Annotated in this window: 27 protein-coding genes; 12 read left to right on the top strand and 15 right to left on the bottom strand. The window is 65.0% G+C overall.

The window, feature by feature from the left end:
* Positions 1-13: 13 nt before the first annotated feature.
* The 12 genes from BLQ28_RS14010 to gcvA form a co-directional block, all read right to left on the bottom strand.
* Positions 14-571: a hypothetical protein gene (locus BLQ28_RS14010; protein WP_143012492.1), complete on the bottom strand. Its 558-nt coding sequence runs from the start codon at positions 569-571 to the stop codon at positions 14-16.
* 106 nt (positions 572-677) lie between these two features.
* On the bottom strand, positions 678-1,385 hold the full coding sequence (pyrF, locus tag BLQ28_RS14005; protein WP_093240180.1) for an orotidine-5'-phosphate decarboxylase: 708 nt from the start codon (positions 1,383-1,385) through the stop codon (positions 678-680).
* A 48-nt stretch (positions 1,386-1,433) separates the two neighbouring features.
* Positions 1,434-1,745 (bottom strand): hypothetical protein, encoded by a 312-nt coding sequence (locus tag BLQ28_RS32640; protein ID WP_143012491.1) that lies wholly within the window; start codon positions 1,743-1,745, stop codon positions 1,434-1,436.
* 208 nt (positions 1,746-1,953) lie between these two features.
* Positions 1,954-2,265, bottom strand: coding sequence for a DUF5076 domain-containing protein (locus BLQ28_RS33510; protein WP_093240178.1), 312 nt, complete (start codon positions 2,263-2,265; stop codon positions 1,954-1,956).
* A 110-nt stretch (positions 2,266-2,375) separates the two neighbouring features.
* A complete protein-coding gene (locus tag BLQ28_RS13995) occupies positions 2,376-2,774 on the bottom strand; it encodes a hypothetical protein (RefSeq protein WP_093240175.1) in 399 nt (132 codons plus the stop codon).
* A gap of 94 nt (positions 2,775-2,868) precedes the next feature.
* Entirely contained in the window at positions 2,869-3,078 is a 210-nt protein-coding gene (locus BLQ28_RS13990; RefSeq protein WP_093240173.1) for a DUF4287 domain-containing protein, read from the bottom strand.
* A 150-nt stretch (positions 3,079-3,228) separates the two neighbouring features.
* Positions 3,229-4,659, bottom strand: a complete 1,431-nt coding sequence (locus BLQ28_RS13985) for a carotenoid oxygenase family protein (RefSeq protein ID WP_093240170.1) — start codon at positions 4,657-4,659, stop codon at positions 3,229-3,231.
* Positions 4,660-4,679: 20 nt separating this feature from the next.
* Positions 4,680-5,720, bottom strand: a complete 1,041-nt coding sequence (locus BLQ28_RS13980; protein ID WP_093240167.1) for a MerR family transcriptional regulator — start codon at positions 5,718-5,720, stop codon at positions 4,680-4,682.
* A gap of 979 nt (positions 5,721-6,699) precedes the next feature.
* On the bottom strand, positions 6,700-7,158 hold the full coding sequence (locus BLQ28_RS32635) for a hypothetical protein (RefSeq protein ID WP_143012490.1): 459 nt from the start codon (positions 7,156-7,158) through the stop codon (positions 6,700-6,702).
* Between the two features lie 67 nt (positions 7,159-7,225).
* Positions 7,226-7,474, bottom strand: coding sequence for a hypothetical protein (locus BLQ28_RS13975; protein WP_093240165.1), 249 nt, complete (start codon positions 7,472-7,474; stop codon positions 7,226-7,228).
* A gap of 64 nt (positions 7,475-7,538) precedes the next feature.
* Complete coding sequence (locus BLQ28_RS13970; protein WP_093240162.1) at positions 7,539-7,946, bottom strand: hypothetical protein; 408 nt, start codon at positions 7,944-7,946, stop codon at positions 7,539-7,541.
* A gap of 547 nt (positions 7,947-8,493) precedes the next feature.
* Positions 8,494-9,381 carry a transcriptional regulator GcvA gene (gene gcvA / locus BLQ28_RS13960; protein ID WP_093240157.1) on the bottom strand — a complete coding sequence of 296 codons (888 nt, stop codon included), beginning with the start codon at positions 9,379-9,381 and terminating at the stop codon, positions 8,494-8,496.
* Positions 9,382-9,459: 78 nt separating this feature from the next.
* On the opposite strand from gcvA, the gene BLQ28_RS13955 reads away from it, so the two are divergent.
* The gene (locus BLQ28_RS13955; protein ID WP_093241666.1) at positions 9,460-10,623 is read left to right on the top strand and encodes an MFS transporter; all 1,164 of its coding nucleotides are present in this window, start codon (positions 9,460-9,462) and stop codon (positions 10,621-10,623) included.
* A gap of 70 nt (positions 10,624-10,693) precedes the next feature.
* Positions 10,694-11,314: a pyridoxamine 5'-phosphate oxidase family protein gene (locus BLQ28_RS13950; RefSeq protein ID WP_093240154.1), complete on the top strand. Its 621-nt coding sequence runs from the start codon at positions 10,694-10,696 to the stop codon at positions 11,312-11,314.
* A 69-nt stretch (positions 11,315-11,383) separates the two neighbouring features.
* Here the strand turns inward: BLQ28_RS13950 and BLQ28_RS32980 are convergent, their stop codons facing one another.
* From BLQ28_RS32980 to BLQ28_RS13940, 3 genes are all read right to left on the bottom strand, one after another.
* Positions 11,384-11,545 carry an HHHH-motif protein gene (locus BLQ28_RS32980; RefSeq protein ID WP_176801118.1) on the bottom strand — a complete coding sequence of 54 codons (162 nt, stop codon included), beginning with the start codon at positions 11,543-11,545 and terminating at the stop codon, positions 11,384-11,386.
* A 139-nt stretch (positions 11,546-11,684) separates the two neighbouring features.
* The gene (locus BLQ28_RS13945; protein ID WP_093240151.1) at positions 11,685-12,983 is read right to left on the bottom strand and encodes an MFS transporter; all 1,299 of its coding nucleotides are present in this window, start codon (positions 12,981-12,983) and stop codon (positions 11,685-11,687) included.
* Between the two features lie 81 nt (positions 12,984-13,064).
* Complete coding sequence (locus tag BLQ28_RS13940; protein ID WP_093240149.1) at positions 13,065-14,951, bottom strand: M48 family metallopeptidase; 1,887 nt, start codon at positions 14,949-14,951, stop codon at positions 13,065-13,067.
* Positions 14,952-15,183: 232 nt separating this feature from the next.
* Between BLQ28_RS13940 and BLQ28_RS13935 the strand changes: the two genes are divergently transcribed.
* The 10 genes from BLQ28_RS13935 (at position 15,184) to BLQ28_RS13890 (ending at position 26,403) form a co-directional block, all read left to right on the top strand.
* Positions 15,184-15,972, top strand: coding sequence for an SDR family NAD(P)-dependent oxidoreductase (locus BLQ28_RS13935; protein ID WP_093240146.1), 789 nt, complete (start codon positions 15,184-15,186; stop codon positions 15,970-15,972).
* A 13-nt stretch (positions 15,973-15,985) separates the two neighbouring features.
* Complete coding sequence (locus BLQ28_RS13930; RefSeq protein WP_093240144.1) at positions 15,986-16,846, top strand: CmcJ/NvfI family oxidoreductase; 861 nt, start codon at positions 15,986-15,988, stop codon at positions 16,844-16,846.
* Positions 16,843-18,174, top strand: coding sequence for an LLM class flavin-dependent oxidoreductase (locus BLQ28_RS13925; protein ID WP_093240141.1), 1,332 nt, complete (start codon positions 16,843-16,845; stop codon positions 18,172-18,174). The genes BLQ28_RS13930 and BLQ28_RS13925 overlap by 4 nt, the downstream gene beginning before the upstream one ends.
* A gap of 72 nt (positions 18,175-18,246) precedes the next feature.
* Positions 18,247-19,461, top strand: a complete 1,215-nt coding sequence (locus tag BLQ28_RS13920; RefSeq protein WP_176801117.1) for a multidrug effflux MFS transporter — start codon at positions 18,247-18,249, stop codon at positions 19,459-19,461.
* Positions 19,461-20,915 (top strand): MFS transporter, encoded by a 1,455-nt coding sequence (locus BLQ28_RS13915; RefSeq protein WP_093240139.1) that lies wholly within the window; start codon positions 19,461-19,463, stop codon positions 20,913-20,915. The genes BLQ28_RS13920 and BLQ28_RS13915 overlap by 1 nt, the downstream gene beginning before the upstream one ends.
* Before the next feature lie 20 nt (positions 20,916-20,935).
* Positions 20,936-21,565 (top strand): paraquat-inducible protein A, encoded by a 630-nt coding sequence (locus BLQ28_RS13910; protein ID WP_093240136.1) that lies wholly within the window; start codon positions 20,936-20,938, stop codon positions 21,563-21,565.
* 17 nt (positions 21,566-21,582) lie between these two features.
* Positions 21,583-22,305 (top strand): paraquat-inducible protein A, encoded by a 723-nt coding sequence (locus BLQ28_RS13905; protein ID WP_093241661.1) that lies wholly within the window; start codon positions 21,583-21,585, stop codon positions 22,303-22,305.
* Positions 22,302-23,957: a PqiB family protein gene (locus BLQ28_RS13900; RefSeq protein WP_093240134.1), complete on the top strand. Its 1,656-nt coding sequence runs from the start codon at positions 22,302-22,304 to the stop codon at positions 23,955-23,957. The genes BLQ28_RS13905 and BLQ28_RS13900 overlap by 4 nt, the downstream gene beginning before the upstream one ends.
* Positions 23,954-24,610: a PqiC family protein gene (locus BLQ28_RS13895; protein ID WP_256327290.1), complete on the top strand. Its 657-nt coding sequence runs from the start codon at positions 23,954-23,956 to the stop codon at positions 24,608-24,610. The genes BLQ28_RS13900 and BLQ28_RS13895 overlap by 4 nt, the downstream gene beginning before the upstream one ends.
* Positions 24,611-24,780: 170 nt before the next feature.
* Entirely contained in the window at positions 24,781-26,403 is a 1,623-nt protein-coding gene (locus BLQ28_RS13890) for an MFS transporter (RefSeq protein ID WP_093240131.1), read from the top strand.
* Position 26,404: the final 1 nt, after the last annotated feature.

The following is a 26,404-nucleotide window of genomic DNA, read 5'->3' as shown; positions in this document are numbered from 1 at the left end:
CTGATTCCCCTCGTCATGGACTGGCCTGTATGCGAGGTTTTTGACCATCGACTTGGATAAGTATGGATTCGTCGGCCTCGACGATTTCGAATCGATTGCCCTCGCGTTCGTAGATTTCACCCGACAAGAACAGGATGACGGACGAGTCGACTCTTAGGAGAATTTCAATGACGTTGTTCGCCGCGTCTCGACGAAGTTCCTGCACTTGCATCAATCCCGTCGGCAGCTCGACGAGTTCCCGTAGCCTGAAGATTTCCGCACTTGGGGCAGCCAGCCGCAATGATTCGTGTGGCTCTGAAAGTAGGAAAAGTCCATGAATGCCGGTCCCATCGTCGAACTGCGAACGCAACGAGAAGCTGCGTCCGTCGTCGAGGCGCAAGAGGACTTCAATCATTTGAAGATACGGCTCGGCTGGATGGCTCCATTGGACATCACCTGGTCGGAAGGACTCCAGTCCTGCGTCGTCCGGCACCCATTCGCCGCTCTCGGAGAGGGCCATCTCACAGCCCATCCAGTTGACAACGACCAGCCCGTCAAGGTCGGAAGGGGAATGCAGCACTGTGTTTTTCATGGTTCAACTGGCTAGGCCCCAGCAACGTCAGCTCCTGGCTGACTGTCGCCGGTTGCGACCGACAGAGCTTCGGGCTTAGAAGAGTCATGCATCGCTGCCGAAGCGGTCACGAGGAGACGGCTTCATCCACCTGCGCCTGGATGACAGCCAACGTCTCGGACGGATTCGCTGAACGAGAGATGGAACGCCCGATGACGACGTGGCTCGCGCCCCAGCGTATTGCATCGAAGGGCGTAGCCACTCGCGCCTGGTCATTCTTCGCATCGGTTCGCAGCTGCGTGCCTGGGGTAACGATGAGCATCTCTGCTGGCAGGAGGCTGCGGAGCAGCCACGCCTCTTGGGCTGAAGCGACCACTCCGTGGCAGCCGGCTGCAGCGGCCAACTTGGCGAGTCGAATGACTTGCTCCGGGACGGTGGCGTCCAAGCCCAGTTCCGTGAGGTCCTCGTCTCGCAAGCTTGTGATGACCGTCAGCGCCAGGACTTTCAAATTGGGGTATGGCCGAGCGGCTTCCACTGCAGCCCGCAGCACAGCGGAGCCCCCAGACGCATGGACGGTGACCATCGATACCCCTAGAGCACCGGCCGCCGACACCGCGCCGGAAACTGAGGTGGGTATTTCGTGGAGCTTCAAGTCGAGAAAGACTTCCTTGCCGTCCACAATCAGCTTTCGGACCACGGTAGGGCCTGCCGCAGTCAGCAGTTGAAGGCCGACCTTGTAAGACCCTGCCAACGGTCCGAGCCGCTCCACCAGCTCCAGTGCTTCACTGGCCGAGTCGAAGTCGAGCGACACGATGATGTTGTTCCTCGGTGACATCGCGGGGTACAAAGTGAAGGGTTCGTTTGGATGACCGGCCCTGGCCGACTACAGCTCGTTGTCCCGGGGCGCTTCGATCAGGCCAAGCCTGGCAAGCGCCAACAAAAATTGTTCATATTCTTGATCTTGCATGCCTTCGACGGCGACGGCCACAGCGTGATACCACGGGTTGGGGTGTTCGCACTCAAGAGAGAAGCTGCAACTTAACTGCGGAGCACTGCAGGCGGTGCGTGCAGCAGCCAGAATCTCGTCACAGGCCGAATCAACTTCATCACGGCCGAATGCTTGCGCGATCAAACGCAAGGGGACACTTTGCGTCCGCTGCGGTGCGTTCGTGCGGGAAGAACGGATATTGGTCATGAATGCGGATTTGAACCTTTAGCCTGCGATTGCCAAATCGTCCATTTATGGACATTCCTCGCGTCGCTTCCATAGGCGAATTCTGGGACCCGCTCCAGAAATTATTTCGGCCCGACCGGCTGCTTTTGGGCGAACTGAGCACTGTTGATGAACGTCGGGTCATGGCCGAATTCGGGCGTCCGGCGCATAACGATGAATCGCTGAACTGCTAAGAGTGCCCGGGACTGAAGTCACCTCTTGTGGCAGATGTTGGCGCGTCTAGTTCGTCTTGCAGTGATTCAAGTACAGAGGCGATGGTGTCTGGCGCCGGTTGCCCATAGCTCTGTTGAAGCGCATTGGCGATGTGGCGGATTGTGTCTGCCAGCAATATGCCCCACGCGGGCGCCTCACTACGACCGTTCTCCTGCCACATGCCAATTTTGAGGGAGCAATGTAGTCCGTTCTCGGCTATCCATGCGCTGAGCATCTGAATCGATTTCTCGTCGCGCTGTGCCGCTGGAGGAACGACCAAAGGTTTCATGTGGTTTAAATGCGTTTGGAAGGGTCGGATTGCGGTTTGGTTCTAAGGCGGGGCCGAAGGTCTGCCTACGGCCGATTGCGGCAATGGGGCTGTGATTCATGTCATGTTAGTCACAGGGGCTCATAACCGGAAAATGTTGGTTCTACTACGGATAGAACGTCAACGCAGTAACTCCCGCTCAAGAACGCAAAATGCTTGATATTGAGGTCGTCATAGACACCGACCGATTGCCTGTGAAACTCCGCGATCAGCGCTGAATTCTCAACAGTCCAAAACGCGTGAGGGAACTTCATCTGCTCAGCGCTTTCGACCTTTGAAAGACGTTTGCCTTCGTCAGAGTTGGCGTAGAAAAGTGGTGAGTCAAATCGAACGATGATGATTTCCCCGGGGGATGGGGGGCGCAGCCAAATTCGGAACCCTTCGAGGTCATCATGGATGGCTTCCACATAGACTTGGACGCCTTCAAGTTCAACGAGGGGATTCCAGCGGATGTATCGACCTTGGAACATTTTTCGAATGCATCTATGTCAGAGAAAAACGCTGAGGCCGAATGTCTGCGGATGGCCGACTGCAGGCATACGCTCTTGCCATGCTTGACGAGCGCTACTTCTTCGCAAGAAACGAAGCAACCAAAGCGTTCGCGTGCCCATGACCAATCTTGTGTTGGGTCTTGAGCTGATTCACAAGCTCCATGTGCTTCAGCGGCCTCGCCTTCTCAAGAATCGCCATCCAATGCGCGATCGGCTGGGAGTAGGTCTTCTCGATGGAAGGAAAGTATGAGGCGGGTCCTTTTACCTTGGTTGTCTCGGCCATGAAGGGCTCCTTCTTACGTTGAGAGAGTGCGGTTCGTGTTGGTGACGTTCTGATTCTGGCCGACTGTATCCGGTCGCGCGAAAGAACCTCGAGCCGATTTCTGCTTCTCGATCCTCGTGAAAGCGGTCGCTGGCTGATGGCCTGAAAGGGTCAAGTGCGCGCAGGTCGCCAGGTTCCATGGAAGCCGAACGGTACGCGGTGCGGCAGGCGCGCGACTGCAACCGGTCCCGCTGCCAGGTCCATTGCATCGAACACCAGCAGGTCGCTGCGCCTTTCCTGTTCACGCCAGGCCACGGCAAGTAGCCATCCGTCACCCTCGGCTGCGTCGGCGGCGCGTGGCACGAACACCGGTTCGGACACGACATCTCCATACGGCAACGTGTGCATGCTGCGTTCGCCGGTGTCGAAATCGAAACGGGCGAGGCTGTCGTAGAGCACGCTTTCCGAGTCATCCCTTGCGCGCGCCGTCGCATGGCAGGTGTAGAAGCCGTAGCGGTTGCGCCGGCCCGTGTAGCGCTCGTCGATGCGTGGAAACTCCGCCACCAGGTCGTCGAGGTACTCGCGCCGGAATCCTGTGCCTGTGCTGCTCAAGTCGAAAGTCCAGCGGCACAGGCGCGCAGCCATGGCGTCGGGGTCACCGGCAAGTCCTTCGGCATCGGGCAGCCCGGGCGCTGTTTCCGACTGCATCACATAGGCCACGACAGTGGTGCCGTCGTCCCAGGCATTCATCACATGGAACACATGGCAGGGGTCGGCGTCGAACCAGCGCAGTGTGTCTGCTGCGCCGCCGCGCTGCATCACGCCAACGTGGGTCCGCAGGGCCGCGTCCCAGGCCAGCAGTGGCTTGCCGCGCATCGCGCGTTCCACACTGAGCGTCAGCGGCGTGATGGGAAAGAGCACATGCCCGCGCGTCACCATGAAGTCGTGCGCCATGCTGGCGTGCGGCGCCTTGAATGACTCGAGCCGCGTGACTTCGCAGTGCTTGTCCATCACGCCGTAGAGCATGGTCGGCGAACAAGGGCCGTCGGGCGAGTAAGCGAAGAAATGCAGTTCGCCGCTCTCGGAGTCCACCTTCGGGTGCGCGGTGCAGCGCGAGGTGATGCGGTCGCCAAAGCTCTGATGCCCTTTGGAAGCCAGCGTGCAGGCGTCGAGCTCAAAGGGTTGATGCGACTCTTCGAGGGCGAACAACCGGTCGCCATGCCACAGCATGCTGGTGTTGGCCGTGCCACCGTTTCGGCCCTGCGCCAGCGGGTCGCTGGTGGCGGGGTTGCCGAAGGTGCCGAAGAGCGCGCGTCCGGCTTCATGTTCGAGCTGCCATTTCGGCGTGCGCGCCCAACGGTTGCTGTACGACACGCAGCCCTTGTCGATGTGGAAAGCATGCACCATGCCGTCGCCGGAGAACCAGTGGTAGTTGTTGTCGCGCGGTGCGTACTGCGGGTTTGGGCCGACACGGTACAGGCTGCCCGACAACCCGGGCGGCATCGTGCCTTCGATGTGGAGCTGCGCAATGTCGTGCTCCTCGGCGAGCGGTGCGTAGTTGCCGGTGAAGAAGTGAGGGTTGGTCTGTGTTTCTGCGTTCACGTAAAGCCTTTGGAATTCATTCAGGAGGTCGATGTGCCGTTCAGGTGCGCGATGGCTTGCCCGACGTAGGCGGCCAATGTCTCGTCGATGCCTGAGCCAACCCGCAGCGCCGAATCGTGATGAAACGCGTGCTGCAGCTTCGCGTGCAGCGCGGCATCGCCGCCGGCCTTGGCGAGCGATAGCTCATGCCAACGCTGCGCCAGCGCACGCATGGCTTCGTCATCGATGGGCGTGCCCGCCAACATCTGTTGCCGCACCTCGGCGATGAGCGGCGGCCAAGCATCGGTCTGCGCAACGTAGTGCTGACGCAACTTGGCCATGTCGCGGGCGCTGCAGTAGGGCGCGTAGAGCTGGAGGCGCGCGAAGGCCATCGCGTGCGAGATGTAGCGGATGCCTGCGCGGTCCACACCGGTCAGCGCGTGGAGCGACGGTTCGTTCCAGTGCATGGCGTAGAGCTTCATCAGCAGACCTTCGTCGCCGCCGGCTTCTTCGAGCAACAGTTCAATCCAGCGTTGCGCCAGGGCTTGCGCTTGCGGGCTCTCGGGCGATACGCCCGCGGCGACCAGGCGGTGCAGCCACACCGACAACTCGGCGCGCTCGGGCGCCATGGCGTCAGTGAAGCCGTCGCGCTGCGTCTTGAGCGTGCGCTGTTCGTCGTCGTTGAAGTACTTCGAACCCGCGACCATGCTTTCGAGTGCGAGGAGCCAGTCGTCGATGCCGGGTTCTTCGCTGGCCTGCAACTGGCCCTGCACCGCGAGCAGATGGGTGCGCAGCGCCGAGGCTTGCAGGATTTCGCGGTCGAGTTGCGCCACCTGCTGCGCCACGACTTTCGCAATGCCGCCGGCCGCGTTGTCGAGCAGGCCTTGTATGTCAGCGAGCGAGAGGTCGAGTCGTCGCAATGCCTGAATGCGGTAAAGCCGCGCCACGTCTTTCCGCCCATACAGACGGTAGCCGCCACTGGACCTTTCGGACGGCACCAGCAGGGCGATGTCGTCATAGTGCCGCAATGCGCGCACTGTCAGCCCGGTGCGCCGGGCCAGTTCACCAATCCTCAGAAACATGCCTTCCCTCTCAAGTTGAAGGCATCCTAGACCGTGCCGTTACGAGAGGGTCAAGGCCTTTTGGTGGCTCGTGGTTGCTCTGTCATCAGCTTTGATGCGTCCGAGGCGAATCAGGCAAGAAGCTGGACCGCCATACTGCACTTCCAGTACTGGCCGCAACGTGCCACGCTCCTCACAGTCTCCATGCCATGTGAGAAATCACACCGCCTAGTGCCAACCATGGCCAGAGCGAGAGGGGCCAGTTGCCACTGACAACATGCCCTTCGTAGGGGGGGCGCCATCCACCTCGACCTTGATTGGAAAGGAACGGAGGCTGGCATGTCCCCAGGATAAGGTGACTTGGTGATGGATACCCTCATGCTCGAATTCGGCCGAATGCGAGCCGGTTAGCTTGAACACGCCACCGGTCCTGAGCAAGCACTTCCCGTCAAGAAACACATCGATGGACGCGGCTTGCCACAGCTTTCGTGGAAGGAGCGTCGAAGTCACGGCGAATTTGGAGCCATTCCATTCGAGTTCTAGATTTGGCATCGCTTTGAATTTTCTTGCTAGCGGCGTTCACATGCGACCGTCCGCTTCTGGCCGACCAGCGTTATCTGCTGTCATGTCCCATGGTCGAACGGTCCGTGCGAGAGGCCGCAACGCGGGCAGGCCTTAACGCGCAGCAGCCAAGCGAGCCACTGGGATACAGGTTGTCGTCGCATACCCTCCCAAACCAGAGCGAGACCGCAAGCTGGACACCGAATCGAGATACACGCCAGAACCAAGAGCAGGCAGGCTCCCGCAAGCGCCAATAGCCTGATGGTCGTCGCGTCGGCGCCGAGCCAGTCGGCCACGCACGCCGGTGCGAACTGACAAGCACCCACCAATACGGCTGCGAATGCACAGAGCCAGAGCTTCCATTGCTGCGAGGCAATGAGAGCGTTGTTCTCAATTAAAGGCATCAGGAAGGTCTGGTTGTGGCCGGTTGTTGTCCGGGTCAGCGGAGCCGCGCTTCAGAGCGTCGTTGCAGAATTGCACCAAAGATGAACGCTGGCACAGGCAGGAGGACAGACGCCACTCTGGACCAAAGCGGGATGGGCAGGGAATACGGCACAAGATTACTGAGCAGCACAAATGCCGCAACTAGAGCCCCAGCAACGACGGCGTTTCGAATGTGTGAGCTTTCGCTTAGCTTTGCCGCCCACAAGCCGCCAGGCAAGAGGCATAGAAATCCGACAACGTGGGCGAATAGAAGATACGAAGTGGACTCATACGCGCGTGCATAGGATTCGTTCCCGGGCACACCATGGGCAACAAGCACCCACAAAAAAACTAGCCCAAAGATGAAGAGAACGACGTAGCTCAAGGCGTTGCCGACCGCTGCACCAATCAGCACTGCTGCGACTGGGGGAATGGCCTTAATTTTCTCTCCATTGGAGGTTGCTTCGTTTGTCATATGTCCACTGCTCAACGGGCCGCTGGTTGAAAGTCTGCTGTTGGTCGCATTTTGCCCATCACTGGTGTCACGCGGTTTGAACAGCCTCCAGCTCATCGGCAAGGAAGTCTCCCAACCAGACCGTCGTTCCGTTAGCGTCGCTGCTCTCAACGATGTACCAGTCAGCAACGCCGGGCGCGGTTAGGACATCGAGCAAGGTTCCGATGTCTCCAACGGCGGGAGTCCGTTGATTCAGTCGCCAGCCGTCGTAGTCATCAGCTTGTCCAACCAATCTCCGACCACGCACGACGGCGTAAGGCTCAAGAATTCTTTCCATAACCTGCATTTCTGGAGGCGACCCGAATGGCTGGTTCTGGTGGACCTTGTCGCCGGAGTGCGTGTCAGCATAGACACTTGCTCGCTTCATCGTAGAGCACTGCACTTGGGATTTCTTCTTTGAGCCAGTCAGTAATCCAGATAATGTGATTCGTGAAGTCGCCCCCTTCATCTTGCGCAAAAACGATGCGTATGCGGTCGACAGGGAGGCGATCAGGGAAGACAACACCGGTCTCTTGCGAAACGAACTTTGCATCGGCCGCAACTTCCGCGCCGCTCTCGCAGGTCACTGAAAAACTCCATGTTGGCCAGCGATAGAGCAAGCGGGCCGTGTTCTTGAACGGCAAGGTGTTCGACGAAACGTCGGGTTGCGCGCTATGTTGACCCTGAAAGATTCTGGTGAGCTTTGGCTCTAAGGCCTCCAGCGGCTGGACGTCCGCGGCTGAAGCGATGAAAGCGTGAAGGGTAAACATCAGGGAAGTCCGAACGGCAAATGGCAGGGGTGTTTGGTCGCGGTGGCATTCATCAAGCCGGCATCTCGCGAATTCTGAGGCTCGGCCGACCGATCAGTCATAGCCGACTTCAGTCGCACGGCTGAAATCGCTCGCACTCGGGCACGACGCGAATCGATGTCAGCGTGTTCTCACCATCCAGATGCTTCGAGGTGAACCTTACCCAGGAGCCTTCCGGAATATCTGCCGTCAATGACCGGTCGAGCAGCCTGAAGGTCTGTGTGGTGAAGGGAACCTTGGACCTGGGCAACAGCTTCAATCGTACGTAGAGCCTGCCGCCAGGTTCTTCAAACGAGGACGCGAGTCGCGCTCGCGTGGATACCGCGGCTGGGTCAGTGGTTTGCGCTGTGGCTGCGCTCGCCATGATTGCGCACATCGTGACCGCGATGGTTCTGCGGAACGCACTCGACATCGTTGCCTCCTCGGGTGTTGGTCAGCCCTGATCGGCATTCTGCAATGCTCCTCGAGGTCCGGCCTTGGCCGATGGCGCCCGCGCGAGTCAGGCGCATCACGCGTGCTCCGAGAACATGTCCTCGAACCATTCAGCGACGTACTGCGCCTCGGGCGCCGCATCGGGCGCAAGACCGTAGTAATAGCGGTCGAGCGTCATGCGCGAGGTAGGCAGTGGCGATTGCAGGCGGCCCGACGCGAGGTCGTGTGCCACCAGCGAAGTCGGTGCCAGCGCAATGCCCAGGCCATCGACCGCAGCCTGCAGCACGAAGTGCAAGTGATCGAATTGCAGCCGCCCCGCGGGCCGCGTGCGCGGTGCACCGACCTGCTTCTTCCAGGCGTCCCAGTCTTCCTTGCGCGTCTTCGCGGACAGCAGCACATGCGATGCGAGCGCGCGCAAATCGGACAGCGGATGCGCCTTGAAAAGCGACGGCGCGCCGACCACCAGCACTTCGTCTTCAAGAAAGGGCCGGACCTTGATGGACGGTGGCCAGCCATCGAGGCCACGGCGCACCGCGATGTCGAAGCTGTCGAGCGCCTGCTCGGGCATGACGGTGCTGGTGATGACCTGCGGCTCGATGTCGGGGTAGCGCTCGACGAACGAAGGCAGGCGCGGAATGAGCCAGCGCACCGCGAAGGACGGCCGCACGTTGATGCGCACCGCGCGTGCCGGGCCCTGCGCCTGCAATGCCCGCGCGGCCGATGCGATCTGCGCGAGCGCGGGGCCCACGTCGGCAAAGAACTGCTGGCCCTCGGCGGTCAGCACAACCTGCCGGATGCGGCGCTCGAACAGCGCCACGCCCAGGAAGGCTTCGAGGCTCTTGATCTGCCGGCTCACCGCGCTGTGCGTGACATGAAGCTCCAGCGCCGCGCGCGTGAAGCTCAGGTGGCGGGCCGCAGCGGCAAAGGCGCGCACGGCATTGAGGGGAGGCTCTCGAAGCGGCATGCGTGCGATTTTCTCACGCATGCGGGGCGTTAATGTCGTTTGTCGGCGGGCGTTGCGGCGGCGCACCATCGGGGCTCGATGTCCCTCTCTTCACTTGCCCCGAACCCCACCTCCACCGACCTGAATTCGCGCCATGCGGCGATGGCGCTCGGCCTGTCGCTGCCGGCCGATGTCGTGCTTTATCTGCTGCTGCCGATGTATGCCAGCCAGTTCGGCGTGACGCTGGTCGAAGCCGGCATGCTGCTGGCGGCCAACCGGCTGGTGCGCATCGCCGGCTACGGCTGGGTCGCGCGCTTCTACGCCCGCAATGGCGACCGGCTGACCTGCACGATCGCCGTGCTCGCGGCCGCGGTCTGCGGTATCGGCTACGCCACGCTGTCAGGCTTCTGGGCGTTGTTGCCGCTGCGGCTGACGTGGGGTCTGTGCTTCGCGGCGCTCAATCTGTCGACGCAGGCACTGGCCACGGCCGACCCGGTCGGCGCGGCGCGGCGCAACGGGCGCTCGCGGGCGTTCATCGCGATGGGGCCGGTGCTGGCGCTGCCGTTGGGCGCGTTGCTGGCGCATGCGTACGGGCCGCGCGTGATCTTCGGCATCCTCGCGGTGTTCTCGCTGCTGGCGTGGTTCGTCACGCGGCGGTTGCCGTCGGCGCCGCATGCGGCCGGCAAGCGCACGCGGCGCTTCAGGTGGCCCAACAGTCTCGATGGCTGGTCGTTCATGGAAGGGCTGGCGCTCGACGGTCTTTTCATCGTCGGCCTGTCGTACCTGGGCAAGGACCTGATGCCGGGCGGCGCGGTGATCGTGGCGGGCGTGCTGATGGCGCTGCGCTACCTGGCGGAAATTTTGTTGAGCCCGGTCGGCGGCCACATGGCCGAGCGCTTCGGCGCCGAGCGGCTGCTGGTGAGCCTGTCGCTCGTGACGGCCATTGCGCTCGTGGGCTTCGGCCTCGGCTGGCTCTGGAGTTGCGCGGCCCTGATCGTGGTGCTGCGCGCGTTGCAGCTGCCTTTGCTGCCGCCCATCGTGGCAAGGCGCACACCGGGGCCGGAGCGCGTGCAGGCGCTGGCCGCGCGCTCGGTGTGGCGCGACATCGGCGCCGGCACCGGGCCCTTGCTGGCGGGGCTGCTGCTGCCGATCGCTTCGCCGCCGTGGATCTACAGCATTGCCGCGCTGCTGCTCGCGCTGATGGCGCTGGCCTGCGGCTGGAATTCGTCGCCCATGGCCGAGACGGCGCGGACGGCGGGTTGAAGAACAATCCTCCTTTCCGCCTACGCGCATTCACACATCCTCGCATTCACTTACCCAGGAACAATCGCCGATGACCTCGTCCCACACCATCGACACCGTGGCCCAGCTCGAAGCCCTGTTCGGCGTGCCCGGTGAGGCCTCGCTCAAGAAAGAGGTGCCGTACCTGCACCCGGCCTACCAGGCGCTGATTGCCGCGTCGCCCTTTGCGGTGCTCGCGACCCTTGGCCCGGGCGGGCTCGACGCCTCGCCGCGCGGCGATCCACCGGGCTTCGTGGCCGTGCAGGACGAGAAGACCCTGCTGATGCCCGAGCGCCGTGGCAACAACCGCATCGACAGCCTGCGCAACATCGTGGCCGATCCGCGCGTGGCACTGCTGTTTCTGATTCCAGGAGTGGGCGAAACGCTGCGCGTGAACGGCACCGCACGCATCACCGTCGAGCCGGCCTTGCTGGCGCGCTTCGCGATGGAGGGCAAGCCGCCCCAATGCGTGATCGAAGTCCGGGTCGAGACGGTGTTCTTCCAGTGCGCCCGCGCGATCCAGCGGTCGAGGCTGTGGGCGCCGCTGCCGGCGGATGCAAAGCGCGAGGTGCCCACGCCCGGCGCGATTCTTTCGGCGTTGACCGAATCGGCATTCGATGGCGCAACCTACGACCGCGAATTGCCGGCAAGGCAGCGCGCGACGCTGTACTGACCGGATGCTGACCCGCTGCTTCGAGCAGGCGTAAAAAAGCCCGCATGCGCGGGCTTTTTCATGAGGGGATCAACGCACCCAGTGGCACACGCGGTGGTGATGGCGAGCGTCCCACTTGCACACCTTGTGCTTTTGCGGGTGATGGGGTGCTGCCGAGGCGATGCCAGGGGCCAGCAAGGCCAGGCCGGCAAACGCGAGGATGCCGGAAAAAATGATTTGCTTGGTTTTCATGGTGGTCTTTCTAAGCAATGACATCAAGGATGGATGCGTCTTTCAGGCGCATCCACCCAACGAGCCGGGAATGCTTTCGGATGACATCCGGAAGGCCGTCATTTGGTAAAGAGCTGGAGCGATCGGGACTGTTCCGGGCTCAGGCCCGGCCCGGCTCCACGGCCTGCTCGGTGCGTGCGTCGTGCCCGATGATGAGCACCAGCGCAAAGGCCACCACCGACAGCAGCGCCAGGAAGATCACCGCGTACAGGTCGTTGCCCATGCGGTCCTTCAGCGCGCCGAAGATGGTCGGGCCGATGTAGCCGCCGAGATTGCCGATGGAGTTGATCCACGCAATGCCCGCCGCTGCGGCCGTGCCGCTCAGCAGGGCGGTCGGCAGGGTCCAGAAAGTGGGCAGCGCGCTGAAGATGCCGAAGGCGGCGAGCGTCACGGCGGCCATCTTGGGAACCGGCGCGCTGATCTGCGCGGCCAGCACGAGGCCGATGAAGATGCAGGCCAGCGGAATCAGCAGGAACCACTTGCGTTCCTTGCGCGCGTCGGAGGCACGCGTCCAGAACAGCATAGCGATGGCGCCGACGAGGTACGGAAAGGCGTTGATGAAGCCGATCTCCACATTGCTCAGCCCGCCGAAGCCCTTGATGATCTGCGGCAGGAAGAAGCTCAGGCCATACAGCGGCACGGTGATGCCCATGTAGACGAAGCCCAGCCCGATCACGCGCGGGTTCATCAGCGACTGCTTCCACGAAATCTTGTGGATCGACTCGCGGTTGCGGCGCTCGGCGTCCAGCGTCTGCTGCAGCCAGTTGCGCTCTTCATCGCTGAGCCACTTGGCATCCTTCGGGCCGTCGGGCAGGTACATCAGCACGACGAAGGTCAGGATCAGCGAGGGCAGCGCCTCCAGGATGAACAGCCACTGCCAGCCGTGCATGCCGCCGATGCCGTCCATGTTCAGGATGTAGCCCGAGATCGGCGAGCCGATGACGGTCGAAATCGGAATCGCGAACATGAACCAGCCCACGATGCGCGCGCGGTACGCCGCCGGAAACCACAGCGTGATGTAGAAGATCACGCCCGGAAAGAAGCCGGCCTCGGCAATGCCGAGCAGAAAGCGCACGACATTGAAGCTGGTCGAGCCGCCCACCCACGCCTGCGCGGCCGACAAGACGCCCCAGCTGAACATGATGCGGGCGATCCAGCGGCGCGCGCCGAAGCGTTCCAGCGCCATGTTGCTCGGCACCTCGAACAGAAAGTAGGCCAGAAAGAAGATGCCCGCCGCGCTGCCGAACACGGCGGCGCTGAAGCCCAGGTCCTTCGACATGGAGGCCCCGGCAAAGCCGAGATTCACGCGGTCGAGGTAGGCGATGAAGTAGCTGACCATCAGGAGCGGCAACAGCCGCCAGCTGATCTTCGAGATGGTTCTCTGTTCGATGGGATTCATGGTGTCTCCGGTGTTGTGTGGATTGGTTCTTGTGGAGCTGTATCGGATGCGGGGGAGGGCGGCCGTTGCCGCCGCGCGGTGCTACTGAAGTGCTGGTTGTTCCTGCTCCTGCTGCTGCTGGTGTTGTTGCTGTGCTCTCATGATCTGGTGCCGTTGCCAGTAGTGGCCGACCGCGGCCTTGAAGTGTTCTTTCTGCTTGCCCAGGCCGCCCAGCTTGACCTTGGTGGTGCGTGCCCCGCCGAGCTTGCGCTTGTCGGGGTGGGTGACGATCAGTGTGTCGCCGAAGCTGCTGTCCTTGTAGGTCAGGCCCTTGACCTCGTCCCACGGAATCGGCGATGCACCGTCGGCGCTCGGGTGGAGGCCGCTATAGCTGATGTCGATGCGGTTGCCGTTCTTCAGCGCGAAGCCGATCGGTGGAAAGTGGCGCAGCACCACGGCACGCTCTTCTTCGGTGGCGGGTTCATAGCGGTAGGCGAGGCTGAGTTCGTGGTTCTCGACGAAGCGCTGCTCGTACTCGCTCCACATGCGCTGCTCGATGGCGGCGGCGGTTTCGATGAAGTCGGCCCACGAGGCCTGCGGCGCGGTCGCGACGATGGCGCCATAGGCGCTCTCGGGCACATGGTGGCCGACGTTGCGCATGCGCTCGAGCAACGGCGGATGGGTGTCGTAGGGGTGCGGCACGTCGGCGGTCTTCATGGCTTCGATGAAGGCGTCGGAGCCCGCATACGGCGGCAGCCCGGCCGCCACGAAGCCGGCGATGCCCAGCGCGCCGTCGTGCTGGCGGTTCTGCTCGAACAGTTTCTGCTCGACATCGTTGCGGTAGCTGGCGTAGGCCGAAATCTTGATGAGCGATTGCACGATGGCGCTCGGTGCCGTGAGGCCCGCAGCCACGCGGTCGGCCTTGTACTCGCGCTCGCGGCTGTCGCGGGCCAGGGCAAACGCAAAGATCATGCGGTACAGGCGCAAGAGGTAATGCGCCACGATGGTCAGGCCGGCGCCGCGCATCTTCCAGGTGTACTGGTCGAACTGCAGCAGCTTGGGGCCGAGCGCCGCGCTGCTGCGCGTGTCGCCGCCACCCAGGTGGGCCAGCTCGTGCGCCAGCACCGCATCGGCCTCGGTCTGGTCGAGCACGCGCAGCAGCGGAATGCTGACGAACAGCGTGCGGCCGTTCAGCGTCCGCCCGCGCACTTCGCAGGGCGCCTCGGTCACGAAGAAGTTGGTGTCGATGCCGGCCACGATCTGGTCGGGCGGCGCGGTCTGCACGCGGCCGGCCAGTTGGCGGATGCGTTCCCACAGGCGCGGCGCATCGGCCTCGGCGATCAGCTCACCCTCGATCTCGTTACCCGAGGGCAGCGTCTTGAACAGCGTGTAGACCGCATAGAACACGGCCGCCGCGGCCGCGATGCCCGCGATGGCGATCAGCTTGATGTAGTAGCTGTGCCAGAAATAGGCGGTGAGCCAGAACGACAGCCACACCACCATCGCGCCCTGCAGCACGACCTCGACCGCGCTCGACACCGTCATCAGCCGCCAGCCGGCAACAAAGCTCGCATAGCGCAGGCCGCGGTTGGCAAAAGCCAGCGCGCCCAACACCAGCGCCGCCGCAAGCAGCGCCGCGCCGAGCACGATCGTCCAGATAGCGGCACGGTCGGCCCAATGGAACTGCCACTGCATCGAGTAGGGGCTGCAGACCTTGTCGTGGAAGTCCTTGTCCTCGGCGGCGGTGGCATCGCAGGCTTTTGAAAGCGGATGGCTCCGGTAGAAGGCCGTGGTCTCGGCCTTGTCGCTGGCGGACAGGCGGGTGTCGGCGGCGATGCGTCTTTCGACCGACTGCAGGAAGGTCGTGTCCTGCGAGCGCAACGCGTATTCGGTAAACAGCAGCGTCGCGGCCGGAATGGCGAAGAGCGACACGAGCGTCAGGAAGAACACGCGCAACAGGTCGGCGCGAATCGTTTGAGCGGGGGCCATGGGTTCACTTCTCCTGGAAGGCAACTGCTGTGCTTTGTTGTTCGAGCGGTCCGGGAAGGCGATAGGGTAGCGGGCGTTGGCGCGATTGCGAAGGGATTGCGAAGCGCATCGTGCATGGCGCGAAGCAAGGTGGGCGTCAAGCGGGGTTGCACACCGACCTATGGGCAAATAAGGTTATCGCCTTTCTGTCGTTCCACGCCCCCAAGCGCAGGTATAGCCTCCGTGCTCACTTATGACTGTCGCCTCCGTCACTCCCCCGGTTTCTTCTTCGCCTTCGCCTGTCGCATGGATCGCGGGTGTCGGGGCCAGTGCAGGGCTCGGCGCCGCACTGGCGCGGCGCTTCGCGGCCGAAGGTTTTGTCGTCGCGTTGACCGGCCGCACCCAGGCGCAACTGCAGGCGGTCGCCGCCGAGATCGAAGCGGCCGGCGGCCGTGCCCATGCCTTCGCGGGCGACGTGGCGAGCGAGGCCGAGATCCACGGCATCGCGCAGCGGGTACACGCGCTGGGCTCGCTCACGGTGGCGATCTTCAATGCCGCGAGCGCGGTGCGGGCGCCGACGCTCGACATCTCGGTCGACCAGTTCACGCAGGCCTGGCGCACCAGCGCTCTGGGCGGTTTCATCTTCGGCCGCGAAGCATTGCGCGGCCTGCTGGCCAACACCTTCGAGGCCGATGGCGCGAAAGGGCGGGGCAGCCTGCTCTTCACCGGTGCCACGGCCGCACTGCGCGGCAAGCCGCCATTCGCGGCCTTCGCCGCAGCCAAGGCCAGCCTGCGCTCGCTGAGCCAGAGCCTGGCGCGCGAGTTCGGCCCGCAGGGCATTCATGTGGCGCACGTGGTGATCGATGGCGGTATCGACGGCGAGCGCCTGCGCAACAACGCGCCACAACGCGTGGCACAAGCCGGCGACGACGGGCTGCTGCAGCTCGAAGCCATCGCCGAAAGCTACTGGCAGCTGCACGTGCAGCACCGCAGCGCGTGGACGCAGGAACTCGACCTGCGCCCGTTCAAGGAACCGTTTTGAGGAGACACGCCGCATGAGCGTCGGATCGAATGGCCAGATGCTGGCCGCAACGCTGCCTTCGGTGGAGGCAGAGGTCAATTACCTCAAGGCCGGCGAGGGCCGGCCCGTCAGCTACACCTTCGAGCCACCGCCCGGCGTGCCGTGGGTCACGGGCACGCTGGAGCCGCACCGCGTGAGCATTCGCGACGGCCGGCCGCTGGTGGCGCTGAACGAGCTGTCGCTCGACCGCAGCGGCTTCACGCAGATTTCGCACCGCAGCGTGGTGGCCGATTTTTCGCATGACGCGACCATCCGCGACATCTACTACCGCGAGTCCGAAGCCTTGCTGCGCGACATCACGGGCGCCGAAAAAATCGTGGTGTTCGACCACACCCTGCGCGACAGCGCGCAAGGTTCGCGCCGCACGGCCGAACTGCGCGAGCCGGTGCGGCGCGTGCACAACGACCAGACCTTCGTTTCCGCGCCACGCCGCGTGCGCGACCACCTGCCGCCTGAAGAGGCCGAGGCGCGCCTGAAGCAGCGCTTTGCCATCATCAACCTGTGGCGGCCGCTGGCCACAGTCGAGCGGCTGCCGCTCGCGTTGTGCGATGCGCGTTCCATCGCCTTCGAGGACATGGTGCCGAGCGACCTGGTCTACCCCGACAAGGTCGGCGAAACCTATTCGTTCACCTACAACCCGAACCACAGCTGGTATTGGTTTCCAAGGCTGCGCCCTGATGAAGCGCTGTTGCTGAAGATCTACGACTCGCGCGAGGACGGCACCGCACGCTTCACCGCGCACACCGCCTTCGAAGACCCGAACGGCGCGCCCGAGGCGCCGCCGCGCCGTAGCATCGAATTGCGCGCGCTGGTGTTCTGGCCCGCCGGCAAATGAGCGCCAGCAAGCAGTTGCGGCTGGGCGCGTTCATGCGGCCGGTCAGCATCCACACCGGCGCGTGGCGCTATCCGGGTGCCTGGCGCGACGCCAACTTCAACTTCGAGCGCCTGAAGCAGCTGGCGCAGACACTGGAGCGTGGCCGCTTCGACGCCTTCTTCATGGCCGACCACCTGGCCGTGCTCAACATGCCGATCGAGGCCCTGCAGCGCAGCCACACGGTCACGTCGTTCGAGCCTTTCACGTTGCTGTCGGCGCTGGCGCAGCACACGAAGCACCTTGGCCTGGTGGCGACGGCCTCGACCACCTTCGACGAGCCGTTCCACGTGGCGCGCCGCTTCGCATCGCTCGACCACCTGAGCGAAGGCCGCGCGGGCTGGAACATCGTGACCACCTCCAACCCCGACGCCGCGCTGAACTTCGGCCGCGACGACCACATGGAACACGACGAGCGCTATGTGCGCGCCCGCGAGTTCTACGACGTGGTCACCGGCCTGTGGGACAGCTGGGCCGACGATGCCTTCGAGCGCGATGCCGAAAGCGGCCGCTTCTTCGACCCGGCCAAGGTGCATGTGCTGAACCACAAGGGCAAGCACCTGTCGGTGCGCGGCCCGCTGCACATCGCGCGGCCGGTGCAGGGCTGGCCGCTGATCGTGCAGGCCGGCGCCTCGGAAGCAGGGCGGCAGCTCGCGGCCGAAACAGCCGAGGCCGTGTTCGCCGCGCCGGGCACGCTGGCCGCGGCGCGCAGCCTGTATGCCGACATCAAAGGCCGCATGCGCGCGATCGGCCGCGAGCCGGACCACCTGAAGATATTGCCGGCCGCCTTCGTCGTGGTCGGCGACACGCTGGAAGAAGCGCGCGGCATTCGCGCAAGGCTCGACAGCCTCGTGCACTACGACAGCGCCATCGCCTCGCTGTCCATCGCGCTCGGGCACGATGCCTCGAAGTTCGACCCCGACGGGCCCTTGCCCGAGGTGCCCGAAACCAACGCCAGCCAGAGCGGCCGTGCCCGCGTGGTCGAGCTGGCCCGCAGCGAGAACCTTACGGTGCGCCAACTGGCCCAGCGGCTCGGCGGCTATGGCGGGCTGGCCTTCGTCGGCACGCCGCAGACCATTGCCGACGAGATGCAGGAATGGCTGGACAGCGAAGGCTGCGACGGCTTCAACGTGATGTTCCCATGGCTGCCCGGCGGGCTCGACGCTTTCGTCGACAAGGTGGTGCCCGAGCTGCAACGGCGCGGCATCTTCCGGCGTGAATACGAAGGTCGTACCCTGCGCGAAAACCTCGGCCTGCCGCGTCCGGCCAACCGTTTCTTTGCCCAGAATTAGCACCGGCGCCTGACTGCCGGGTGCCCGACCCCACGCCTGCACCGATTGCCGCCCTTGGCGACAATCGGTCCAATGCGTTCTTCTCCTTTCTTCAAGATGGCCCTGCTGCTGGGCCTGCTTTCGGCCATCGGGCCATTCGCCATCGACATGTACCTGCCGGCGCTCCCCGCCATCGGGCAGAGCCTGCAAGCCGACATCGGCGCGGTGCAGATGAGCCTCACGGCCTTCTTTCTTTCGCTGGGCGCGGGCCAGTTGCTGTACGGGCCGATCTCCGACATGGTCGGCCGCAAGCCGCCGCTGTATGCGGGCCTCGTGCTGTTCGCGCTGGCCAGCGTGGGCTGCGCGCTGGCAACCGATATCCAGACATTGATCGTGCTGCGCTTCGTCCAGGGCCTGGGCGCGGCGGCCGGCATGGCGATTCCGCGCGCGGTGGTGCGCGACCTGCACACCGGCACCGACGCGGCGCGGCTGATGTCGCTGCTGATGCTGGTGTTCAGCGTGTCGCCGATCCTGGCGCCGCTCGCGGGCAGCCTCGTGATCGCATTCGCCGGCTGGCGCGGCGTGTTCTGGGCCGTGACCATCGCGGCGGTGGCGGGCCTGGCGATGATGGTCAAGCTGCTCGACGAAACGCGCCCCGCCTCGGAGCGTGTCGAAAGCAGCCTGGGCAGCGCGCTCGCCGCCTACTGGCTGCTGCTGCGCGACTGGCATTACCTCGGGCTGGTGTTCATCGGCAGTTTTGCGATGGCGGGCTTCTTCACCTACCTGGCCAATTCGTCGTTCGTGATGATCGACCACTACGGCCTGTCGCCCGCCATGTACAGCGTGGCCTTCGGCGTGAACGCGGCGGCCTTCATCGCGGCCTCGCAATTCACCGGGACGCTGGGCGAGCGCTTCGGGCTGGTCAACCTCGTCAAGTTCGGCGTGGTGTGCTGCGGCGTGGCCATGGTCGCGATGTTCATCTACTTCGCGACGGGCGGCGACAACATCTGGGTGCTGATCGTCCTGTACTTCATCGCGTCCGGCTTCATGGGCCTGGTGATTCCCACCACAGGCGTGCTCGCGCTCGAAATGCACGGTGCCATTGCCGGCACGGCCTCGGCGCTGCTGGGCACGCTGCAGATGCTGACCGGCGCGCTGGCCATGGCGGTGGTCGGCCTCTTCACCGACGGCCGTCCGCTGCCGATGGTGGCCGGCATGGCTGCCGGCGCGCTCATCGCGCTGGTGCTGACCTGGCTCACGCTGGGCGGCACGCGCGCCGAAGCAGCGCAGGAGGCGCAACGAGCCTGATGAACACCGCATCCGCAGGCGCCGCACGACCGGTGGCCGAAGACTCTTCTCACCGCCAGCCCATCGACGGGCTGGCATCGCCCGAGCGGGGCTGGGCGATGCTGGTCATCATCCTCGGGTTGATCGTGGCGGTGCTCGACGGCACCATCGTCAACCTCGCGCTGCCGGGCATCGCGCGCGAACTGCAGGCCAGCCCGTCGCAGGCGATCTGGGTGGTCAACGCCTACCAGATCGCCACGCTGGTGATGCTGCTGCCGCTGGCCTCGCTGGGCGACCTGGTGGGCTACCGGCGTGTGTATCTCGTGGGCATGGCGGTGTTCACGCTGTCTTCGCTGGCCGCGACCTTCGCCAATTCGCTGGGCACGCTGATCGCGGCGCGCGCCTTCCAGGGGCTGGGGGCGGCGGGCATCATGAGCGTGAACGCGGCACTGGTGCGGCTGACCTATCCCGCGTCGCAACTGGGCAAGGGCATGGCGATCAACTCGCTGGTGGTGGCCACGTCGTCGGTGGCCGGGCCGTCGGTGGCGGCGGCCATCCTGTCGGTGGCCTCGTGGCCCTGGCTCTTTGCCATCAACGTGCCGCTGGGCATCATCACCTTCGTGCTGGGCATGAAGGCGCTGCCGTTCAATCGCGTGGCGCCGGCGGCCGGGCTGCGGTTTTCGCCGGTCGACGTGGCGCTCAACGTGCTGATGTTCTCTCTGGTGTTTCTGGGCGTCGACCGCCTCGGCGTGCGCGAAGGCGCGGTGGAGGCGGGCGGCTCGCAGGCCTCGGCCTGGGGCATTCTGCTGGCCGGACTGGTGGTGGGCTTTGTCTACCTGCGGCGCCAGCGCAAGCAGGCGGTGCCGCTTTTCCCCATCGACCTGTTGCGCATTCCGGTGTTCGCGCTGTCGATGGGCACCTCGGTCGCCGCGTTCTGTGCCCAGATGCTGGCCTACATCGCGCTGCCTTTCCTGTTGCTCGACGTGTATGGCCGCAGCCACATCGAGGCCGGCCTGCTGATCACCGCGTGGCCGCTCGCCATCGTGGTGATGGCGCCCATCGCCGGGCGGCTGATCGGCCGCTACCCCGACGGGCTGCTCGGCGGCATCGGCCTGGCGCTGCTGGCCACCGGGCTCGCATTGCTGGCGGCGCTGCCGGCACATCCGGGCAATGCGGACATCGCCTGGCGCATGGCACTGTGCGGGCTGGGCTTCGGGCTGTTCCAGTCGCCCAACAACCACACCATCGTCACCTCGCCACCGGCGCACCGCAGTGGTGCGGCCAGCGGCATGCTGGGCACGGCCCGGCTGACCGGGCAGACGCTGGGCGCGGTGGTGCTTGCGGCGGTGTTCAGCCTCTGGAGCCCGCATGGCGGGCATGGGCCGGTGGTGGCCCTGGTGCTGGCGGCAAGTTGTGCCGCGGTGGCCGCAGTCTTCAGCACGCTGCGCCTCAAGACGACAAGCCACGCCGCCTGAATGAGTTAGGGTGCTGACCTATGAAGGAAGTACCTGACACAGTGGTTTGCCCGGGTTGCGATGCGGTCTATGCCCGCACGCCGCTGCGTCCGCGCGACGTGGCGCATTGCTCGCGCTGCGGCACCGAGCTCGACCGGCACACCGGTTCGCAGCAGCAGCGCATCCTGCCGCTGACGGTGGCGAGCCTGATCATGTTCGCCATCGCCAACCTTTTTCCCATCGTCGAGATCGAGTTGCAGGGCCTGCGCAGCCAGACCACGCTGGCCGGCGCGGTGGTGGCATTGAGCGCCGAGGGCATGTCGGTGGTGGCCTTGCTGGTGCTGGCCACGACCATTCTTTTTCCGCTGCTGCAGCTGTGCATCCTGGCCTACCTGCTGGTTCCGCTGAGTCGCGAGCACCGGCCGCTGGGCTTTGCCTTGCTGGTGCGGTCGATGCAGTCGCTGCGGCCCTGGGGAATGATCGAGGTGTTTCTGCTCGGCGTGCTGGTGGCCATCGTCAAGCTTTCGAGCATGGCGACGGTGGTGCCGGGGCCGGCGCTGTGGGCCTTCGTGGCGCTCACGGTCACGCTGACATCGGTGCTGTCTTTCAACCCCGGCGCATTCTGGGAAATGGCCTTCCGCCCGCGCGGCGAGCCGGAGACGCCGGCATGAGTTCGCTGTTCACCCGCATGTCGCGCGAGGCGCCCGGCCACGACGACGCAGGCGAGGGCGCCGCACCAGTGGCCACGGCCGCCTCGCTCGGCCTGCTGGCCTGCCCGCATTGCGGAACCGTCTGGCGCGACGCCGAAGAGGGCGACGCCTGCGGCCGCTGCGGCACGCACCTGCATGGCCGCAAGCAGCAAAGCCTGAACCGCACCTGGGCCTTCCTGATCGCGGCCTGCGTGATGTACATCCCCGCGAACCTGCTGCCGGTGATGATCACGCGCACGCTGTTCGGCGCGCAGTACGACACCATTTTGAGTGGCGTGATCTATTTCTGGGTCTCCGGGGCCTACGGGCTCGCGGCCATCGTCTTCATTGCCAGTTTTCTGGTGCCGCTGTTCAAATTGGCGGTCTTGTTCTTGCTGGTGGTGCTGGCGCAGCGCGGCAGCACCTGGCGCCGGCAAGAGCGGGCCAAGCTTTATCACATCATCGAGATCATCGGCCGCTGGTCGATGCTCGACGTGTTCGTGGTGTCGCTGCTGACCGGGCTGGTGCAGATCCAGGGGTTTGCCGTCATCACGGCGGGCGTGGGCATCGCGGCGTTCGGCTCGGTCGTGGTGCTGACCATGCTGGCTTCGTTGAGCTTCGATCCGAAGCTCACATGGGACAGCAAGGAAGAACAGGCGCTCAAAGCGCAGGCCGCAGCCATTGCACAGGGACAGGACAACAGGGATGAGAAACCAGCATGAGTGAAGACGAATCGCAACCCCAGGACAAACCGGCGCCTCCCGTGCCGCCTGCGCTGCCCCGGCCGCGCGTGGCGCGGCGGCGCGAGTGGCTGCCCTCGCTGATCTGGCTCATTCCCATCGTGGCGGCGCTGGTCGGCATCACGCTGGTGGCGCGCATTCTGATGGAGCGCGGCCCCGAGGTCGTGCTGACCTTCAAGACAGCCGAAGGCCTGGAGGCCGGCAAGACCGCCGTCAAGTACAAGGACGTGCAGATCGGCCTCGTCACGCACCTGCGGCTGGCACGCGACCGCTCGCACGTGCGCGTGCTGGTGCAGTTCAACAAGGACGCCGAGGGCTTCACCGCCGAAGACTCGCGCTTCTGGGTGGTGCGGCCGCGGCTCGACACTTCGGGCATCTCGGGCCTGGGCACCTTGCTGTCGGGCGCCTACATCGGCGCCGACGCGGGCGTGTCGAAAGAAACCTCGGGCGAATTCACCGGGCTCGAAACCCCACCCATCGTCACGAGCGACGACTCGGGCCAGCAGTTTCTCTTGCGCGCCAATGACATCGGCTCGCTCGACGTGGGCTCGCCGGTGTACTTCCGGCGCGTCAAGGTCGGGCAGGTGGCCGCCTACGAACTCGATGGCGACGGGCGCGGCGTGACGATCCGCGTCTTCATCAATGCGCCGTACGACAAGTTCGTCGGCATGAACACGCGCTTCTGGCAGGCCAGCGGCATCGACGCGCAACTCAGCGCCAGCGGCTTCACGCTGCGCACGCAGTCGCTGGCGACCATCCTGCTCGGCGGCATCGCCTTCCAGGCGCCCGACGACGCGATGGGGCCGCTGGCCAAGGCGAATGCCTCGTTCACGCTGGCGCAGGACGAGGCCGCCGCCATGAAGGAGCCCGACGGTCCTTCGCAGACGCTGCTGATGTACTTCAACCAGTCGCTACGCGGCCTCACGCCGGGTGCACCGGTGGACTTCCGCGGCGTGGTGATCGGCGAGGTGAAATCCATCGGCGTCGAGTTCGACCGCGCCGAGCGCGAGTTCCGCATGCCGGTGCTGGTGCAGGTCTACCCCGACCGCCTGCGGCGCCGCGAGGGCAATGCCACCGGCACCGAGTCGCGCTCGACGCAGCAGGAGCGGTTGCGCTTCCTGGCCGAGAAGGGCTTGCGCGCCCAGCTGCGCAACGGCAACCTGCTGACCGGGCAGGTCTACGTGGCGCTCGACTTCTTCCCGAAGGCGCCGCCGGTCAAGGTCGACGTGACGAAGAACCCGATCGAGCTGCCCACGGTGGCGAACAGCCTCGACGAAATCCAGTCGCAGGTGCAGGAAATCGCGACCAAGCTCAACAAGGTGCCGTACGAGCAGATCGCGGGCGACCTGCGCACGACGCTCGCCACGCTCAACAAGACGCTGACCGCCACCGAGCAGACCGTCAACCGCATCAACAGCGACGTGACGCCCGAGCTGGCCGCCGCCATGAAGGACGTGCGCAAGACCGTCAACACGGCCGAACGCACGCTGGCCGACGATTCGCCGCTGCAGCAGGACATGCGCCAGACGCTGCGCGAGCTGACGCGCGCCGCGGGCTCTGTGCGCATCCTGACCGACTACCTCGAACGCCATCCCGAGTCGCTGCTGCGCGGCAAACCGGACGACAAGAAATGAAGAAGACCTTCGCATTCGGAAACGCCTTCGGAAAACCCGCGCTCGCCGCCGCCGGCGTGGTCGCGTTGACCGCACTCGCAGGCTGCGCGAGCAAGCCCGACAGCTACTACACGCTCGCCAGCCCGGTGGCTGCCGCCGACGCTGCGCCATCGACGCTGGCCAGCGCCAAGCCGCTCTACATCGAGCTGGCACCGGTGGCCGTGCCCGAGCGGCTCGCACGGCCGCAGATGGTGGTGCGCCAGCCCAACGGCAGCGTGCAGGTCGAAGTACTGGAGCAGCACCGCTGGGCCTCTTCTTTCGAAAACGAGTTGCGCGATGCGCTCTCGTCCGGCATCGCTGGACGGCTCGGCGCGCTCGACGTGACCAAGGGCGGCCGCCAGACCTCGCAGCCGGTGTGGCGCATCGCCGTGCAACTGCGCCAGTTCGACGCCGTCGATGGCGGCCGCGTCGATGCCGATTTCAGCTGGACGCTGCGGCGCTCCGACGAGGCGCGCACGCTGGTCTGCCAACTGCGGCTCGGCGAGGCCGTGGGTGGTGGCATGGATGCGGTGGCGCAGGGCGCCCAGCGCGTGACCGCTGCGGCGGCTGCCGCGATGGCGCGCAGCGTGAGCACCGCGCAGGCCAACCCGGCTGCTACGGCATGCGCGCTCTGACTGCTTTGATATTTCTTTCTCCCTCCCCCTCTGGGGGAGGGCAGGGGTGGGGGCACGACGGCGCGCAACGATGCGCAGCGCCCATTTGGACGATGCCCCCATCCCAACCTTCCCCCCGAGGGGGAAGGGGCCAGACCGAAACCGACTAGACAGATCGGAGCCCGGCAACCATGGCACAGATCGGCAAGGCGCCCTGCGACGACACGCTGATCCTGCATGCTGCCGGGCCGCAAGAAAGCGCCTGCCCCGACGCCTCGAAGCCCTGGGTGCTGGCCGCGGCCATCGTCGGCTCGAGCATGGCCTTCATCGATGGCACGGTGGTCAACGTCGCATTGCCGGCCATCCAGTCCGATCTGCACGCCACGGCCTTCCAGGCGCAATGGGTGGTCGAGTCGTATGCCTTGCTGCTTGCCGCACTGCTGCTGGTGGGCGGCGCGCTGGGCGACCACTACGGGCGCCGGCGCATCTTCGCCATCGGCGTCGGCATCTTCGCCTTGTCGTCTGTGGCCTGCGCGCTCTCGGCCACGGTCCACCAGCTCATCGCCGCGCGTGCGGCGCAGGGCATCGGTGGCGCGCTGCTGGTGCCGGGGAGCCTGGCGCTCATCAGCGCCGCCTTTCCTGAGAAAGAGCGGGGCAAGGCCATCGGCACGTGGTCGGGCTTCAGCGGCATCACGGCGGCCGTGGGGCCGGTGCTGGGCGGCTTCCTGGTCGATCACTTCTCGTGGACCTGGGCCTTTCTCATCAACGTGCCGATGGCGCTGCTGGTGCTGTGGATCGTCTGGCGGCACGTGCCCGAGAGCCGGGGCGCCTCGGCACGCGGCGGCCTCGACCTCTCGGGCGCGCTGCTGGCCACGGCCGCGCTGGGTGGCATCGTCTATGCCTTCATCGAGGCGCCCACGCAGCATTGGAACTCGCCGGCCGTGCTCGCGGCGCTGGGCATCGGCATCGTCGGGAGCGCGGGCTTCATCGCGGTCGAGCGCAAGGCCCGCACGCCGATGCTGCCGCTGGGCCTGCTGCGCATCGGCAACTTCAGCGGTGCGAATCTGCTGACGCTGCTGCTCTACGCCGCGTTGGGCGGCGGGCTGTATTTCTTTCCGCTCAACATGATCCAGGTGCAGGGCTATTCGGCCACCGTGGCAGGCGCGGCGCTGCTGCCGTTCATCTTCATCATGTTCGCGCTGTCGGGCTGGGCCGGGCAGCTGGTCGACCGCTTCGGGCCGCGCATGCCGCTGGTCGTCGGGCCTTCCATCGCGGCCGTGGGCTTTGCGTTGTTCGCATTGCCGGGCGTCGGCGCAAGCTACTGGAGCGGCTTCCTGCCCGCCGTGGTGGTGCTGGGCTTCGGCATGACGGTGACGGTGGCGCCGCTCACCACCACCGTCATGAATGCGGTCGGCCCCGAGATGGCGGGCGTGGCCTCGGGCGTGAACAACGCCGTGTCGCGCGCGGCCGCCGTGCTGGCGATCGCGGTGTTCGGCGCGGTCATGGCCTGGGCCTTCGATGCAGCGCTGGCGCACAACCTGCGCGAGATGGGCGTGTCGGCGCAGGTAGCAGCATTTCTGGAAAGCGAGCGCAGCAAGCTGGCCGGTGCGGCGATGCCGCCGGGTGTCGATGCCGCGACGGCAGCCGCCATCAAGCGCGCCGTGGCTGAATCGTTCGTGGCGGGCTTTCGGTGGGTGATGCTGCTGAGTGCCGGGCTAGCGGTGCTCAGTGCGCTGAGTGCGTGGCGGATGATCCGGGGGCGGCCTGCCGATCCCCCCGCAAGAGAAAGTGCGAGAGACGACAACAACGACTGAG

The sequence above is a fragment of the Variovorax sp. EL159 genome (assembly GCF_900100965.1).
In the GTDB taxonomy this organism is placed as follows: domain Bacteria; phylum Pseudomonadota; class Gammaproteobacteria; order Burkholderiales; family Burkholderiaceae_C; genus Variovorax.
Note: the sequence above shows the minus strand (reverse complement) of the source record. Positions and strands in the feature narration are given on the sequence as shown.